The organism is Enterobacter wuhouensis (genome assembly GCF_004331265.1).
Lineage (GTDB): Bacteria > Pseudomonadota > Gammaproteobacteria > Enterobacterales > Enterobacteriaceae > Enterobacter > Enterobacter wuhouensis.
In genome coordinates this window covers 460048-476012 of the sequence record NZ_SJOO01000004.1, presented here as the reverse complement: position 1 = coordinate 476012, position 15965 = coordinate 460048, and the positions used below count along the sequence as shown (strand labels likewise).

Below are 15965 nucleotides of genomic sequence, written 5' to 3'. Positions count from 1 at the left end.
TCCACATTGATTTACTCTGCACTCAGTCTAGGAAGGTAAAACGCGCGCGTATTGTATGAGGTTGCGCATTAGCGCCGCGCGACCTGCTTCTGGTAACGCACGGGCGTAATGCCGTAGCGGCGGGTAAAGGCGCGGGTTAAATGCGACTGATCGGTCAGACCGGTTGCGGCAGCCACCTCGGCGGCGGGCATGCCGTGGGTGAGGAAGGCTTTGGCGCGCCACAGGCGGATCGCCATCAGCATTTGATGCGGCGTCACGTGGAAATGCGCCTTGAACTGGCGCTGGAAATGGTACGGGCTGAGCGAGACGACGTTTGCCAGCTCGTCCAGCGTCAGGGCGCGCATGTAGTTATCGTGCAGATACTCGCGCACGCGTTCAAACCGGTGCGCGCCTTCCTGAATCACCGGCGCGTGATGGGCGAACGGCTGGAAGGTATCAATCAGGTCCAGCAGCAGGCCTTTCTGCGCCAGCGGGTCGTTCGTATGCCACAGGCCGTAAATTAGCTGGCCGATTTGCTGCGAGCGCAGCGGGTCGTAGCGGGTGACGTCGCTAAACCACCAGTGGCGCAGGCCGGTGACCTCTTCCAGCAGGTCGGGTTCGATATAGACCATCCGGTAGCGCCAGCCGTCAACGGTTGCGGATTCCCCGGTGTGGATCTCGTCCGGGTTCATGGTGACAACGGATTTCTCGGGGGCGAGGTGCTGGGTACCGCGATAACGGAAGCGTTCTGCGCCGGTCTCAATGGTGCCGATGCCGAAGGCTTCGTGGGTGTGAGGCTCAAAGGCGTAGTCAGAGATATGTGCGTGATAAAGTTCCAGGCCCGGCAGCTGCGCCAGATGGCGAAAGCGCGCGCTATCTCTCTCATCAATGAACTGTTCCGGTACGCCTTGCACGGTGAACCTCCTCGTGGGTCATCGCTTCATTATCAGAGATGACCCGAGGGGATGCCACAAAAAATAACCAATCCGTAACAATTACAGGATGGCTTTGACGCTCTCCGCCAGCGGCGTGGTTGGGCGACCGATCAGTTTGCTCAGCGTGCGGCTGTCGTCGAACAGGCCGCCTTTGGATGCGCCGGTGTCGGAATCCGCCAGCATATCCGCCAGCCCGGCAGGCAGGCCAACGCCCTTCAGCGCGGCGGCAAAATCGGCCTCGCTCAGGTTCTGATACGCCACCGGCTTACCGCTCTGCTTGCTCAGCTCCGCTGCCAGCTCGCTCAGCGTCCACGCGCTGTCGCCCGCCAGTTCATACACTTTACCTGCGTGACCTTCCTCAGAAACCACTTTGGCCGCCGCCGCCGCGTAATCCGCACGGGTCGCTGAGGCAATTTTGCCTTCGCCAGCGGCCCCGATAAACACGCCGTGCTCCAGCGCAGGCGGCGCGCTCGCCAGATAGTTTTCGGTATACCAGCCGTTGCGCAGCAGGGCGTAAGGCACGCCGGATTCTGCCAGCGCTTTCTCGGTTTGGACGTGTTCAACGTGCAGACCGAGCGGGGATTTGTCCGCATGCAGCAGGCTGGTGTAGGCGATAAACTTCACGCCTGCCGCTTTGGCGGCGTTAATGACGTTCTGGTGCTGCGCGGCGCGCTGGCCCACTTCGCTGGAGGAGATCAGCAGCAGTTTATCCACGCCGTTCAGCGCGGAAGTGAACGCGGCCTGGTCGGTGTAATCCGCCTGACGAACCACAATACCCTGCTGGCTCAAGGCTTCAGCTTTTGCTGGGTTACGCACAATGGCGACAATCTGGTTTGCCGGAACGGTTTTCAGCAGTTCTTCAATAACGTATTGGCCTAGCTGGCCGGTAGCGCCGGTAATCGCGATCATGATGAATCTCCTTCGTGTTTGTCTGGTGTTGTGGCACATTATCACCATAACTAACTTTTAGTAAGTACGTACAAAAAGGTAAGTATGAAAATGACGACGCCGACCCTCAGCGAGCAAATGCGCGACGGCAATCTGTTCGCGGAACAGTGTCCTTCGAGAGACGTGTTAAAGCACGTGACCAGCCGCTGGGGCGTGCTGATCCTGGTGGCGTTACAGCAGGGCACGCATCGCTTCAGCGACCTGCGGCGCAAGATGGGCGGCGTGAGTGAAAAAATGCTCGCTCAGTCTTTACAGGCGCTGGAGCAGGATGGGTTTATCGATCGCGTGTCGTATCCGGTTGTGCCGCCGCACGTAGAGTATAGCCTGACGCCGCTGGGCGTTGAGGTGAGCGAGAAGGTCGCCGCGCTGGCGGACTGGATTGAGGTGAACACGCCGAAGGTGATGGCGAACCGGGACGATCGTGCGGCGTAAAAGCCGGGTATGTGCGGCCTGATGCCCTCACCCTGACCCTCTCCCACAGGGAGAGGGAACAAACACCAAAAACGGCAACGTGCGTTGCCGTTTTGCTTTTACCTGCTCAAATCCACCTGATAAATCGCGAACCCGATATCATCCGTTGCGACCTGTTTCATCGGGTACTGCGCCTTGTCCTTAATGAACGCGGCGGCTTTATCGGACGGTGAAGTTTCAAAGCGGATATCCAGCTTCGTCTCGCTGTGGATTGGCGCCAGACGCCAGTTGTTGTCCACCGCCGGGTGAATTTCGCCTGCCTTTTTCGATTCCGCACTGATCCACGCCGCCAGCACCGAGCGGTTCTCGTCCGGCGAGGCAAATGCAATGTGGCTATCGCCCGTTCCGGCAAACTTGCCGCCGTAGGCGCGGTAGTTGTTCGTCACCACCAGGAAGGTGGCATTCGGATCGATCGCCTTGCCGTTGAAGGTCAGGTTTTTAATGCGCTCCGCCTGCGGATTAATCGCCTGGCACTCGCCGTCATATTTTGCGGGCTGCGTGACGTCAATCTGATAGTTCACGCCGTCGATCACGTCGAAGTTATAGGTGCGGAACCCGTCCCAGTTAATCAGCGACTGCGGTTTGCTGCTGTTCGGGTCGATCTGGTTAAACTGCCCGGCGGAGCACTCCAGCCACTCCTTCACCTCTTTCCCCGTCGCTTTGACGACGACCAGCGTATTCGGATAAAGATAGAGATCGGCGGCGTTACGGAAGGTCAATTGGCCTTTTTCGACCTCAACGTAGCTTGCCGGATCGTTCTTGCGTCCGCCCACCTTGAACGGCGCAGCGGCAGACAGTACCGGCAGTTTTGCCAGGTCCGGATCGCCCTGAATAAAGTGTTCGGCGTAGGCTTTCTGCGCCATGTTGACCACCTGCACGGTCGGGTCATCCTGCACCAGCGCCAGGAAGCTGTGCATGTTGTCGGCTGACTTGCCGATAGGCTTGCTGACAAAGGCGCGCGTGGCGTCGTGGTCATGCTTTAGCACGTCGACCAGCTTTTTATCTTCACCGGCCAGCGACTTTTTCGCCGCCGCGTCGTAGATCGGGCGCGCTTCCGCCTTCGACCGGGTGACCTTCCAGCTGCCGCCGTCGTTATTCAGCACCAGATCTACCACGCCAAGATGGTCGCCCCACATGCCCGGCATCACCGACGGCACGCCGTTGAGCGTCCCTTTCTCGATGTCTGCACCTTTAATGCTGGCGAAATCTTTGCCCGGGAAGACCGCGTGGGCGTGGCCGAACAGGATCGCGTCTACGCCCGGCACTTCGCTCAGGTAGTAGACCGAATTCTCGGCCATCACCTGATACGGATCGGCAGACAGGCCCGAGTGGGCGACGACGACCACCAGATCGGCCCCTTTCGCACGCATCTCCGGCACGAATTTGCGCGCGGTTTCGGTGATGTCGTTGACGGTCACTTTCCCGTCAAGGTTGGCTTTATCCCACGTCATGATCTGCGGCGGCACAAAACCGATATAGCCAATCTTCAGCGTTTGCTTGTTACCGTCGCTGTCGACAACCTCGGTCTCTTTAATCAGGTAAGGGGTAAACAGCGGCTTTTTGGTCTTAACGTCGATGATATTGGCGTTAACGTACGGGAATTTTGCGCCCGCGAGCGCGTCATGGAGGTAGGTCAGGCCGTAGTTAAACTCGTGGTTGCCCAGGTTACCGACGGTATAATCCAGGGTATTCATCGCCTTATACACCGGGTGGATCTCGCCTTTTTTCAGCCCCTTCGCCGCCATGTAGTCGCCCAGCGGGCTGCCCTGAATCAAATCGCCATTATCGACCAGCACGCTATTTTTCACTTCGCCGCGCGCGGCGTTAATCAAACTTGCCGTACGTACCAGTCCGAATTTTTCGGTAGGTGTATCTTTGTAGTAATCGAAGTCCATCATGTTGCTGTGCAGGTCGGTGGTTTCCAGAATACGAAGATCCACCGTCGCCGCCTGAACGCTTGCCGCAATCAGCGTCGCCAGGAGCGTTGCGCTAAACTTAATCATCTGAGGAGTCCTTTTTTCGATCCAAGCCACAAAAGAATATGTATCTATAGTTTGTTGCTTACAGAAGTGTGAATCCTGCCAGAAAAAAGGGCATTGAAACCGGAATTGCTTCACAGATAGCGGAATTGTTCACATTACGATATAAATAAAACAACGAGTTATGCCCACTGCGTTAACGAAGAGGTGGAGAATGTTAGATAAGATTTGTCAGCTCGCACGAGATGCGGGTGATGCCATTATGGAAGTGTACGACGGCACAAAGCCGATGGACGTCGTCAGTAAAGCCGACGACTCTCCGGTCACGGCGGCCGATATCGCAGCGCACGGTGTGATCCTGAAAGGGCTGCAGGCGCTAACGCCGGACATCCCGGTTCTCTCTGAAGAGGCACCGCAGGGCTGGGACGAGCGCCAGCACTGGCAGCGCTACTGGCTGGTTGACCCGCTGGACGGCACCAAAGAGTTCATCAAGCGCAACGGCGAGTTCACCGTCAATATCGCCCTGATTGAAAAGGGGAAAGCGATCCTCGGCGTGGTTTACGCCCCGGTGATGAAGGTGATGTATAGCGCGGCCGAAGGTAAAGCCTGGAAGGAAGAGTGCGGCGTGCGCAAGCAGATTCAGGTCCGCGATGCGCGTCCACCGCTGGTGGTCATCAGCCGTTCCCACAGCGACAGCGAGCTGGAGGAGTATTTGCAACAGCTGGGCGAGCACCAGACGACGTCGATAGGCTCATCCCTCAAGTTCTGCCTGGTGGCGGAAGGGCAGGCGCAGCTTTACCCGCGCTTCGGGCCGACTAACGTCTGGGATACTGCGGCAGGCCATGCGGTGGCCGCCGCCGCAGGCGCACATGTGCATGACTGGCAGGGCAAGCCGCTGGACTATACCCCGCGCGAGTCATTCCTTAACCCCGGCTTCCGCGTCTCGCTTTACTGATCCAGCAGCTTGTGCAGCAGGGCAACCACCTGCTGCACCTCATCCTGGGTCAATGCGCCGTCTTTCGCCCACTGCACGCGGCCCTCTTTATCCAGCACGACGATTGCCGAACTCTCTTCTTCCAGCTGCCAGGCTTTGCGCGTCACGCCGTTGCTGTCGACGATGAACTGCGACCACGGATAGAGCTTTTTATTGCTCTCCAGGCTTGAGCGAACGAACATGCCGGAGCCGGGGATCGCATCGTCGGTGTTAACAATCGTGGTGGTCTGGTAGCGGTCATGCGGGAATTTTCCGGTCTTGATCGCTTCTACCAGGGTTGCGTTCTTCTCTTTTGCAGATGTACGGCCCGCAATATGTTGTACAACTCTCACTTTCCCAGCGAGCTGCGCGCTATTCCAGGGTTTGTAGCTAAACTTATCATTGTCGAGAATCAATTCTCCCCGGTCAGCAATGCCGACTGGCGGTACGCGTTGTCCTTTTTCAATATTATGAGCGCAAGCCCACAGGGGCAGCAGCAGACAGGCTGCTGCAAGGATGTTACGTAGGGTCATGGTGTTTCCTTATTGTTAGCAGGTGATCCGACCACTTGGTCATACGCTTTTAATCATAAGTGCGATCAATGGGGTTTTCCCGCAAGCGCAATGCCAGTTTGTGGGGGGACGCACATATCCATGAAAAAACGACGGCTTATACTGCCCTGAGTCACGGTTTGCAAAGATTATTCTGAATAATTGTAATCAAACGGTAAATAAACTTATGCACACTGGGTAACAACGTAGTTCTGGTCTATAGTCATGGGGCATCAAAATTTGCGCTCAGGACAGTCGGGCCGATTGTGGCACCGCAAGAGCGTATGATTCGCAGGAGATACAAGAATGAAAATTTTCCAACGCTACAACCCGCTTCAGGTGGCGAAGTACGTGAAGATCCTGTTCCGTGGACGGTTGTATATCAAGGATGTTGGCGCTTTTGAGTTCGATAAGGGCAAAATCCTTATCCCAAAAGTGAAGGACAAACAGCACCTGTCTGTGATGTCCGAAGTCAACCGTCAGGTTATGCGTCTGCAGACTGAGATGGCTTAACCAACGTGCTATGCAGTAGTTAAAAAGACGGCTCCCAATGGGAGCCGTTGATGTATCTGGGCCTTTACGCCGACACCTTGTCTTCCGCGTCCGGCAGCCTCGGCACCAGCACGGTCGGTTTGCTATCGATACGCGTCACCAGCAGCTGGTCGATGCGGTAGTTATCGATATCCACCACCTCAAACTTGAATCCTGAGAACTTCACCGAGTCGGTGCGCTTCGGGATTTTACGCAGCATAAACATCATAAAGCCGCCGATAGTTTCGTAGTTGCCGGACTGCGGGAATTCGTCGATGTCCAGCACGCGCATCACGTCTTCAATCGGCGTACCGCCGTCGATCAGCCACGAGTTCTCGTCACGCTGAACAATCTGCTCTTCCATGCCCTGGCCGACGAGATCGCCCATCAGCGTGGTCATCACGTCGTTCAGGGTGATGATGCCCACCACCAGCGCGTATTCGTTCATGATGACGGCGAAGTCTTCACCGGCGGTTTTGAAGCTTTCCAGCGCTTCTGAGAGCGTCAGGGTGTCCGGCACGATCAGCGTATTGCGGATCTGCACGCCGCTGTTCAGCGCCAGGCTCTGGTTTGCCAGCACGCGGTTCAGCAGGTCTTTCGAGTCGACGTAGCCGATGATGTGGTCGATATCTTCATTACAGACCAGGAACTTAGAGTGCGGATGCTCGGCAACCTTGTTCTTCAGGCTCTGCTCGTCTTCGTGCAGATCGAACCAAATCACGTTTTCACGGCCGGTCATGGATGACGGAACGGTACGGGATTCCAGTTCAAAGACGTTCTCAATCAGCTCGTGCTCCTGCTTACGCAGCACCCCGGCAAGCGCGCCGGCTTCCACCACCGCATAAATATCGTCGGAAGTGATGTCATCCTTGCGCACCATCGGCAGCTTGAAGATGCGGAAAATCATATTCGCCAGGCCGTTGAAGAACCAGACCAGCGGGCGGAACACATACAGGCAGAAGCGCATCGGGTTGATGATACGCAAAGCCACGGCTTCTGGCGCAATCATACCGATGCGTTTCGGGGTCAGGTCTGCGAAGAGAATGAACAGGCCAGTCACCAGGGTGAAGGAGAGGATAAAGCTCAGCTGTTCGGCAAGCTCTACGGACATGTACTTCACAAAGAGGCTATAGAACGCCGGAGAAAATGCTGCATCGCCCACGATACCGCCGAGAATGGCGACCGCGTTCAGGCCAATCTGAACCACGGTGAAGAACATGCCGGGGTTTTCCTGCATCTTCAGGATGCGTGATGCGTTGATGTTGCCTTCATCGGCAAGCAGCTTCAGTTTGATTTTACGGGACGCGGCCAGCGAAATCTCCGATATCGAGAAAAATGCGCTGACGGCAATAAGGCAAAGTATTACTAAAATACTGTTTAACATAGTTTATCCGGCTTATCGCCAGATCCTCAGAAGGGGAGTTGATACCATTTGTGTGGATACACATTGAACGTCGGCTCGTAGCGTTGAGCCGATTATTTCAGCGGTAGTATAGCGTAAAGACGTGTAAATCTGCCAGAGGTCACATTTTTGGCAGTAAAGGCAGGCCGGGCGGCATGATACCGCCCGGCGTTGAAGGTTATTTTACCGTGGAGAGATCGACCTTGCCGACCGCCCGGCGCGTAGCGTCGCCGCCCCACACCTGGTCGTATTCATAGCCCGTCAGCTGCTTGATGACCACGCGCGTGTCATCGTCGCAGTCTCGATAGTCGCCGCCCAGCTTGCGGCGGGCAATCTCTTTGAGCAGCACCTTGTGCGTTTCTCGCGTCAGCCTGAACTTATACGTCGCGAAGAAGCTCACCGCGAGCAGCGCCGCCGTTGCAAAAATCATCAGCCCGATGATGGCGCCCAGCGCGCTTTCGGGCTGTGCGCCGCTGCCCTTCACGAAGCCGGATTCCTGCAGCACCAGGCCGATAATCATGATGGCAATCGCGACGGTGCTTTTGCGGGTCAGCACCATTACGCCCGCAAAAATCCCTTCACGGCGCTGCTGCGTGACCATCTCATCGATATCCGGGATAAAGCTGTAGATATTCCACGGGATGTAATACAGGCCGGAACGCGCCGCGCCGAGCAGAATAAAGACCGCCGAGAACAGCAGCGTCGGCACCTGCGTTTTGGTGAGGTAGACCGTAAACAGGAACCCCAGCACCAGGAAGATACAGCCGTAGGCGAGGCGCAGGGCCGCCGATGGCGTCATGTTGAGCCGGTTCAACAGCAGCATAAATCCGTACGTACCCGGCACCGATGCGAACGCCGCGATGCTCAGCCAGCCGGATACGGCAGCCGCGTCCTGGCTCAGGCAATACACCACGTAATAGGTAAAGACGGAGCCGAATACATCCATCGCGGTAAAGGAGAAGATATAAATCAAAATATGCAGGCGAAACGCCCGAATGCGGAAGGATGAAAACAGATCCAGTACCAGATATTTAAGGTGATTGCCTATCCCGCTGCTGCGATGATTATCGACCTTAAAGTCAGATTCCTGATGAACGTCTTTCGCTTCCCACGTGGTATACCAGGTAATAAATACCGCAATACAAAAGACGCAGGAAAATATCAGGCCCGTCAGGGTGTAGGTAAACGGATTATCTTTTCCGGTGAACTGCATAATGACGCCGGGAACGGAAACGGCAAGAAAACCGCCCAGCTGCGAGCAAATCATGCGCACCCCGGAGAGGCGGCTACGCTCTTCGTAGCGGTTGGTCATTTCCGCCGCCAGGGTTTCCCACGGAACTAACACCATTGCCGACAGCAGTTCGATAGAGAGATAGGTGCCCAGGTAATACCAGTATCCCATATCCGTCATCCACAGCAGGGCGTAAAGGAACATGAGCGGGGAGCTGAGTAATAAAAAGAAGCGCCGACGGCCAAATTTCCGCCCAAGCCAGGTATCCCCGAAATTGTCGGTGATATAGCCCATTATCGGGCTTAATAACGCATCAATCACGCGGGCAATGGCAAAAATAGACCCCGCTTCGACAACGGAAAGCCCGCAATAGGTGGTGTAAAAAAAGAGCAGCCAGGTGCCGATAATGGCGAAAGCGCCTCCGCCAAACAGATCGGTTATGCCGTAGCCAAGCGCCACGCCATAACCAACTCTACGTTCAGTTGGTTTGACCATAATAATATCCAGTGTAGGGTAATGATTAACCTGTCTTTCAGGTCGTATTTTTATTAACTGCTGGAATTCAAATTACGTTCTAATTATTGATATCTATCCACTGTCTTATTTGAGATGACCGATATATAGCCTCCACAAGCGTGAGTGATTTTCCGGCTTCACGGATATCGGTGTAATCCGTGTTCCCGGGGTTATTGATGGCATGATAAAAGCGGCGGATCGCCTGCTGGTGTCCCAGCCCCCAGTAGCTTTTGGCCGAGCCGTCGGGGGCGGCGTCGCTTTCCAGCTTAAAACGTTCGCCAGGGGTAACACGCCAGAGCGTATTGTCGTTAAGCAGCAGCGAGCCGTGCTCGCAGTGGATCTCCAGTAAAAGCGGAGAGTCGGTGGTGTAGCAGTTGCTGGCATAAAAGATCCCGCGCGCGCCGTTAGCAAAGTGCAGCGTCGCCATCGCGCTGTCTTCTCCCTCGGTGACGTCGGCCAGCTCGCCGCTGTCGACCACGCCCTTCAGCCGCGTGACGCCACCGGCGAACCACTGCATCAGGTCTAGCGTGTGGATCGCCTGGTTGATCAGCAGGCTGCCGCCCTCCGTTGCCAGCCGTCCGCGCCAGGCGCTGTCGGTGTAGTAAGCGCCTGAACGTGACCACGTCAGCACCGCCCTGATGCTCAACATCTTGCCCAGCCCGCCGTTGCGTAATTCGTGCAGGATCCGCAGGCTGGTTGGGTTGAGCCGGTTTTGATAGCAGACGCCAAGCAATCCCGAAGCACCTTCAACAGCACGGGTGATATCAATGATGTCGCTCCCGTTCATGCCCACCGGCTTTTCGCAAAACACATTCTTTCCGGCGGCAAGCGCCGCCAGGATCATGTTTTTGTGCTCGAAGTGGGGCGTGCAGATGTGCACCACGTCGATGCTGTCATCCAGCAGCATTTCCCGGTAATCCTGATAAAAGCGGCACTGATAGTTCATCGCCAGCTTCAGTCCTTTGACGCTGTCGGTGTCGACCAGCGCGCGCAGCGTGACGTTGGGGATCTGGCGCAGGGCATTCACATGACAGCCGTGGATAGCCCCGCCGCCGATAATCGCCGTGTTCAGGATGGTCATCTTCGCCTCCCGTCAGTCAGCCGCGTTCGCGAGCATCTGCGCCTTCACGCACAGCTCCGCCGCCTTAAAGGCGTGCGCCTGCGTCATGGCGTTTTCGGTGCGGTGCAGGCAGTCGAGGATCAGCTCGCCAAAGAACGGGAACCCGACCTGTCCGGCCACCGGATAGCGGAACTCGCCCTCTTTGTTGACGAGGTAAACCACGTCCTGCTCGCCGCGGGTGAGGTCGACGTATTTGCGGATTTCGATATACCCCTCGGTGCCGAGCAGCGTCAGGCGGCCATCGCCCCAGGTAGAGAGCCCGTCCGGCGTGAACCAGTCGCAGCGGAAATAGCCGCTGGCACCGTTTTCGCCCTTAATCATTGCGTCGCCGAAATCTTCAAATGCCGGATACTGCGGATGGTTGAAATTGCGTGCCTGGCCGGCGACCACGGTGGCGTTGCTGTTCCCGGTGTAAAACAGAAATTGCTCAATCTGGTGGCTGCCGATATCGCACAGAATGCCGCCGAAGTAGCGACGATCGTAGAACCAGTCCGGGCGGCCCGTTCCTTCCCGGTGCGGGCCGGTGCCCAGGGTTTGGACTACGCGACCAATCGCGCCCTGCTGCACCAGCTGTCCGGCAAAGACCGCGCTCTCCACGTGCAGGCGTTCGCTGTAGTAGACCGCGTATTTCTTCCCGGTTTTCTCGACCATCGCCCTGGCATCGGCCAGCTGTTCTAGCGTGGTGAGCGGCGCTTTGTCGGTAAAGTAGTCTTTGCCTGCGGCCATCGCTTTCAGCCCCAGCGCGCAGCGCTCGGAGGGGATAGCGGCCCCTGCGACCAGACGCACCTCATCGTCGTTGAGTATCACCTCCAGCGACTTCGCCACGTTTGCCTGCGGGTACTGCTGGATAAATTTATCCACTTTCGCCGGGTCGGGATCGTAAACCCACTTGAGCGTCGCGCCCGCTTCAATCAGGCCGTTACTCATGCCGTAGATATGGCCGTGGTCGAGCGCGGCGGCGGCAAAGACAAACTCTCCCTCGCGCACAACGGGCTGTGGTTTGCCGACCGGCGCGTAGTTCATTCCGTCATTCTTGTTCATGGTTAAATTCCTCGATCCAGATCTTTGCCCAAAGGGATAGCGCCCACTTCGCTGAAGTTGGCGACGCTTGCGGATTTCTCATAAAAACGGGGGGCGAGGGCGTTGGTCCCGCCGGTACGGTAAAACGGATCGTCACGGCCAATTGGCAGGGTGACAACGCTGCGGGTGATGGATGACTTGTAAATCGCGGTAATCAGCTCCAGCGAGCGCTTGCCCTGCACGCCGTCCACCAGCGGGGCCGCGTCGCGCTCAATGCTCTGGAGCAGGTCGTCGATCTGGCCCGTGTGCAGCGTCCATGCGAGCTTCGGCGTCTCATGGAAGACGGCGTTGAGCTGCGCTTCTCGCGTCAGGTCGTTCGTTTCCTGCGGAAAGCCGTTATCGGCGCTGACGCTGGCAAACGCCTGCCACGGCGCGGAAATACGCGCTTTGTCGCCCTGAATAATGATTTTCTGATCTTCGCCGTGATGGACAACCGAGGCGGTCAACTGCGTGAGCGCGCCGCTGGGGTATTTGAAAATCGCGGCGCTGAGATCCTCTACTTCGGCGTTGTCGTGCGCCACGTTGGTCATCATCGCCACCACCTCGGACGGAAAGCCCAGCATCCACTGAATAGCGTCGATATGGTGCACCGCGTGGTTCAGCGTGCAGCCGCCGCCCTCTTTTTCCCAGGTGCCGCGCCACCACAGATCGTAATAGCAGTGTCCGCGCCACCAGAAGGAGTCGACCTGCGCGTGGCAGATCTTGCCCGCGAGGCCGGAGTCCAGCGCCGCCTTTAAGCGCCAGAAGGCATCGGTAAAGCGGTTTTGCGCGATGATGGCGAGCGTTTTGCCGCTGGCTTTTTGTGCGGCAATCATCGCGTCGCACTCCTCAAGCGACGCGGCCATCGGTTTTTCGCACAGCACGTGGCAACCGGCGCGAAGTGCGTCGATGCTGATTTCTGCATGTACGTAGGGCGGCGTGCAGACATCGACAATATCGAGGCTGCGTTCTGATTCCAGCATCAGCTGGTGGCTTGCATAAACACGCGCCTCCGTCAGGCCGTAGCGTGCCTTTTTCTCTTCGGCCTTTTCGGGGTAGATATCCACCAGCGCGACAATCCGGCAGCGCTGGCCGAACTGCAAATAGCCCTGAATGTGGTTATGCGAGATATTCCCTGTTCCCACGATAGCGACGTTTAACATCAATTATTCTCCCGGGTTACCAGCTGCCCGAGGCGTCCAGCGTGACGCTGGTGGCCTCTTTGTCTACTGAGGTGTTAATGCGCTGCTGGAGCAGGCGCAGATACTGTTTCTCGTTGAGCGGCAGTTCGACCCAGTCGTCCGTCCAGGTGGAAAGGTGCATGGCGTTGGAAAGCGTTAAGCCGCGAATGCCTTCCAGACCGGGCGCGATCAGCGGCTCGCCGCGCAGGATGGCGGCACAGAAGTTGGCGGTGATGACGTAGTGCTCGCTGCATTCCGGCGCGACGGGAAGGGTGACTTCCCAGCATTCCGGCTCGCCGAAACCGTTTTGCCAGCGGGCGTTAAACGCCGTTTCGGATTCACGCAGCCGCCAGTAGCGCAGCTTCCCTTCTTCCACGACCACCTTGCCGCGATCGCCCACGATCTCCAGGCGGTTGGTCCCCGGCGTTTCGGCGACGGTGGTGATAAACACGCCGGTGGCCCCGTTGGCATATTCGGCGTAGGCGGTGACCTCGTCTTCCACTTCGATATCGCGATGCTTACCGAACTGGCAAAACGCGCGCAGGCGTACCGGCATACCCACCAGCCACTGCCAGAGATCGAGCTGGTGCGGGTCCTGGTTGAGCAGCACGCCGCCGCCTTCGCCCTTCCAGGTGGCGCGCCAGCCGCCGGAGTTGTAATAGCTCTGCGAGCGATACCAGTTGGTGATGATCCAGTTTGAACGGCGGATTTCACCCAGCTCGCCGCTGTCGATCAGTTCTTTAACCTTCTGATAGAGCGGGTTAGGGCGCTGGTTGTACATGATGCCGAACACCACGTCGCACTCGTGCGCGCAGGCATTCATCTCCTGCACCTGCGCCGTATACACGCCCGCCGGTTTCTCGCACAGGGTATGAATGCCGTTGCGCATGGCCAGCATCGACAGGCGCGGGTGCTCGTAGTGCGGGGTCGCGACGATGACCGCGTCGATAAGCCCGCACTGGAGCATCTCCTGCGCGTCGCTGAACAGCGGGATGGCGCCCACCAGCTGGCGAATGGCCGGATGTTTTTCCGGAGCATGATCGCAAACCGCAGTCAGGCAGGCGTCGCTGACGGTACCTGCCAGCAAATAGCGCGCGTGGACCGTACCGATATTACCTATACCAATAATGCCAAAACGTACCTTCTCCATGTCACACCTTAATTTCAGTCGAAAAGAGTGATGACCGGAAAATAAGAAAGGCGGACCGTAGCGACAATGTGTTTTTGTGAGAATACTCGCAAGGTCAATAAGTAAACTCTAACGTTTCTGAAATTTGGTTTTAAAATCAAAGCGCTGTTTCTGCAAATATTTGCAAAAACTGATTGGGAGCGAGGTCACACTATGGCTGGCAGGTTAAAAATGGAGGAGATCGCGTCCCTGACGGGGTACTCGGTCAGTACGGTTTCCAGAGTGCTCAGCGGCAAGTCTTACACCAGCGATAAGGCGCGCGACGCGATTGTCCGCACCGCGCGCGAGCTCGGCGTGCTTGAGTCGATGGCGAGCGGGCGGCTGCTGATTAACGGTATCGCTGTTTTTGCCCCGGAAAGAACCTTTCAGGGGCGCGGCGATATTTTTTATCTGGAAGTGACTAAAGGGATCGCCGAAGCCAGCGCGCCGCACAATGTGTGGGTCAGTTATTGCGGGCTGGAAGAACAACACGCCGATGTAAAATTATTTCTCGAAAAGGCCAGCCATAAAAATATTAACGCGATAATTATCATTGGCACGGATGATTCCACCATTTTTAAACTGGCCAGTACGCTTAATAAACCCTGCGTATTAATTAATTCCGTCGACAGGGATCGGGTGCTGGATTCCGTTTCGCCGGATCACCGCGCGATTGGCTTTACCACCATGCAATATCTTTTCGAGCAGGGGCACCGGCGGGTGCTCACGCTGACCTGCCTGCGCCGTGATACGCTCTATGCCAGACTCGACGGCATCAAAGAGGCGTATCGTCATTTCCACGTCGCCTTTGACCCGCAGCGCGATTTACTGGTGACGGAGTGGTTTACGGCAGAAGAGGCCGAGCGGGCGCTGGATGAGTGGCTGATGCGCCATGACCGTTCACAATGGCCAGAGGTGATTTTCCCCAACAGCACCAGCATGACGGAAGGCGTGCTTCGGGCATTGCAGCGGCACGGGCTGCGCGTCCCGGAGGATATCTCGCTTATCACGACCGATTTTGCGTGGAATCTGGAGCACCGCCTGGAAAAACCGGTGACGGGCGTAACCGTGCCCTGCCGGGATCTGGGTATTGAGGCCGTTCAACTGCTGCAAACGCGGCTCAATCGACCCCAGGCTCCGGTCTATAACCTGCTGCTGCAGGGGAAAGTGATGGATTATGGTTCGGTGAGTAATGCCACGCGCCACGCGGCTCGCGTGGCGCTAGACCAGTAATCAGGCCAGCTGTGGCGGCAGACACACGCCGATGCCCCCGATGCCGCAGTAGCCGTACGGGTTTTTGTGCAGGTACTGCTGGTGATCGTCTTCGGCATAGTAAAACGGCTTCGCGGTGGCGATTTCCGTTGTTACCTCACGCGTATCGCCGGCGTCACGCATGGCCTTCTGGAATCGCTCCAGGCTGGCGCGCGCTGCGCTGTCCTGCTCAGGCGTGAGCGGATAGATTGCAGAGCGATACTGGGTGCCGCGATCGTTGCCCTGACGCATGCCCTGGGCCGGGTCGTGGTTTTCCCAGAAGACCTGCAGCAGCTGTTCGTAGCTGATGATGGCAGGATCGTACACCACGCGCACGGCTTCAGCGTGGCCGGTTTCGCCGGAGCACACTTCGCGGTAGGTTGGGTTTGGCGTATAGCCACCGGTGTAACCTGCGGCGGTACTGTAAACGCCCGGCAGCTGCCAGTAGAGCCGCTCGACGCCCCAGAAGCAGCCCATCGCGAACAGGGCAATCTCCATTCCATCAGGAACGTTTGTCATTGAATGGTTGTTTACGGCGTGTAACGTTGCCACTGGCATAGGGGTATTGCGTCCCGGTAACGCATCGGCTTGCGAAACCAGATGCTTTTTGTCGAATAAACTCACGGTGGGGCCTCCCGGGTAGCGATGTTTCGGTTAAGGTTGTCACGAC

General features: G+C 57.1%; 15 protein-coding genes. 4 read left to right on the top strand and 11 right to left on the bottom strand.

Going from position 1 to position 15965, the window contains the following annotated elements:
* Window positions 1–68: 68 nt before the first annotated feature.
* Complete coding sequence (locus E0L20_RS12245) at window positions 69–893, bottom strand: AraC family transcriptional regulator (protein WP_131634174.1); 825 nt, start codon at window positions 891–893, stop codon at window positions 69–71.
* A gap of 81 nt (window positions 894–974) precedes the next feature.
* Window positions 975–1823, bottom strand: coding sequence for an SDR family oxidoreductase (locus E0L20_RS12240; RefSeq protein ID WP_131634173.1), 849 nt, complete (start codon window positions 1821–1823; stop codon window positions 975–977).
* Window positions 1824–1907: 84 nt separating this feature from the next.
* On the opposite strand from E0L20_RS12240, the gene E0L20_RS12235 reads away from it, so the two are divergent.
* Window positions 1908–2294, top strand: a complete 387-nt coding sequence (locus tag E0L20_RS12235; RefSeq protein ID WP_131634172.1) for a winged helix-turn-helix transcriptional regulator — start codon at window positions 1908–1910, stop codon at window positions 2292–2294.
* Window positions 2295–2392: 98 nt separating this feature from the next.
* Here E0L20_RS12235 and E0L20_RS12230 read toward each other — a convergent pair whose 3' ends face one another.
* The gene (locus E0L20_RS12230) at window positions 2393–4336 is read right to left on the bottom strand and encodes a bifunctional 2',3'-cyclic-nucleotide 2'-phosphodiesterase/3'-nucleotidase (RefSeq protein WP_131634171.1); all 1944 of its coding nucleotides are present in this window, start codon (window positions 4334–4336) and stop codon (window positions 2393–2395) included.
* 190 nt (window positions 4337–4526) lie between these two features.
* Here E0L20_RS12230 and cysQ point away from each other — a divergent pair, with 190 nt between their 5' ends.
* A complete protein-coding gene (gene cysQ, locus E0L20_RS12225; RefSeq protein ID WP_131634170.1) occupies window positions 4527–5267 on the top strand; it encodes a 3'(2'),5'-bisphosphate nucleotidase CysQ in 741 nt (246 codons plus the stop codon).
* On the opposite strand, the gene E0L20_RS12220 is transcribed toward cysQ, so the two are convergent.
* Window positions 5261–5818, bottom strand: a complete 558-nt coding sequence (locus E0L20_RS12220; protein ID WP_131634169.1) for a YtfJ family protein — start codon at window positions 5816–5818, stop codon at window positions 5261–5263. The two genes, cysQ and E0L20_RS12220, sit on opposite strands and share 7 nt — an antisense overlap.
* A gap of 324 nt (window positions 5819–6142) precedes the next feature.
* Between E0L20_RS12220 and E0L20_RS12215 the strand changes: the two genes are divergently transcribed.
* Window positions 6143–6349, top strand: coding sequence for a DUF1107 domain-containing protein (locus tag E0L20_RS12215; protein WP_003856054.1), 207 nt, complete (start codon window positions 6143–6145; stop codon window positions 6347–6349).
* A gap of 64 nt (window positions 6350–6413) precedes the next feature.
* Here the strand turns inward: E0L20_RS12215 and paeA are convergent, their stop codons facing one another.
* From paeA to E0L20_RS12185, 6 genes are all read right to left on the bottom strand, one after another.
* A complete protein-coding gene (gene paeA, locus E0L20_RS12210) occupies window positions 6414–7751 on the bottom strand; it encodes a polyamine export protein PaeA (protein ID WP_131634168.1) in 1338 nt (445 codons plus the stop codon).
* A 196-nt stretch (window positions 7752–7947) separates the two neighbouring features.
* A complete protein-coding gene (locus tag E0L20_RS12205) occupies window positions 7948–9495 on the bottom strand; it encodes an MFS transporter (protein WP_131634167.1) in 1548 nt (515 codons plus the stop codon).
* A gap of 79 nt (window positions 9496–9574) precedes the next feature.
* Window positions 9575–10597 carry a Gfo/Idh/MocA family protein gene (locus E0L20_RS12200; RefSeq protein ID WP_131634166.1) on the bottom strand — a complete coding sequence of 341 codons (1023 nt, stop codon included), beginning with the start codon at window positions 10595–10597 and terminating at the stop codon, window positions 9575–9577.
* 12 nt (window positions 10598–10609) lie between these two features.
* Window positions 10610–11677 (bottom strand): Gfo/Idh/MocA family protein, encoded by a 1068-nt coding sequence (locus E0L20_RS12195; protein WP_131634165.1) that lies wholly within the window; start codon window positions 11675–11677, stop codon window positions 10610–10612.
* Between the two features lie 2 nt (window positions 11678–11679).
* Complete coding sequence (locus tag E0L20_RS12190; RefSeq protein ID WP_131634164.1) at window positions 11680–12858, bottom strand: Gfo/Idh/MocA family protein; 1179 nt, start codon at window positions 12856–12858, stop codon at window positions 11680–11682.
* Between the two features lie 16 nt (window positions 12859–12874).
* Window positions 12875–14026: a Gfo/Idh/MocA family protein gene (locus E0L20_RS12185; protein WP_131634163.1), complete on the bottom strand. Its 1152-nt coding sequence runs from the start codon at window positions 14024–14026 to the stop codon at window positions 12875–12877.
* Window positions 14027–14218: 192 nt separating this feature from the next.
* Between E0L20_RS12185 and E0L20_RS12180 the strand changes: the two genes are divergently transcribed.
* The gene (locus E0L20_RS12180) at window positions 14219–15277 is read left to right on the top strand and encodes a LacI family DNA-binding transcriptional regulator (protein WP_131634162.1); all 1059 of its coding nucleotides are present in this window, start codon (window positions 14219–14221) and stop codon (window positions 15275–15277) included.
* Here E0L20_RS12180 and msrA read toward each other — a convergent pair whose 3' ends face one another.
* A complete protein-coding gene (gene msrA, locus E0L20_RS12175) occupies window positions 15278–15919 on the bottom strand; it encodes a peptide-methionine (S)-S-oxide reductase MsrA (RefSeq protein ID WP_131634161.1) in 642 nt (213 codons plus the stop codon).
* Window positions 15920–15965: the final 46 nt, after the last annotated feature.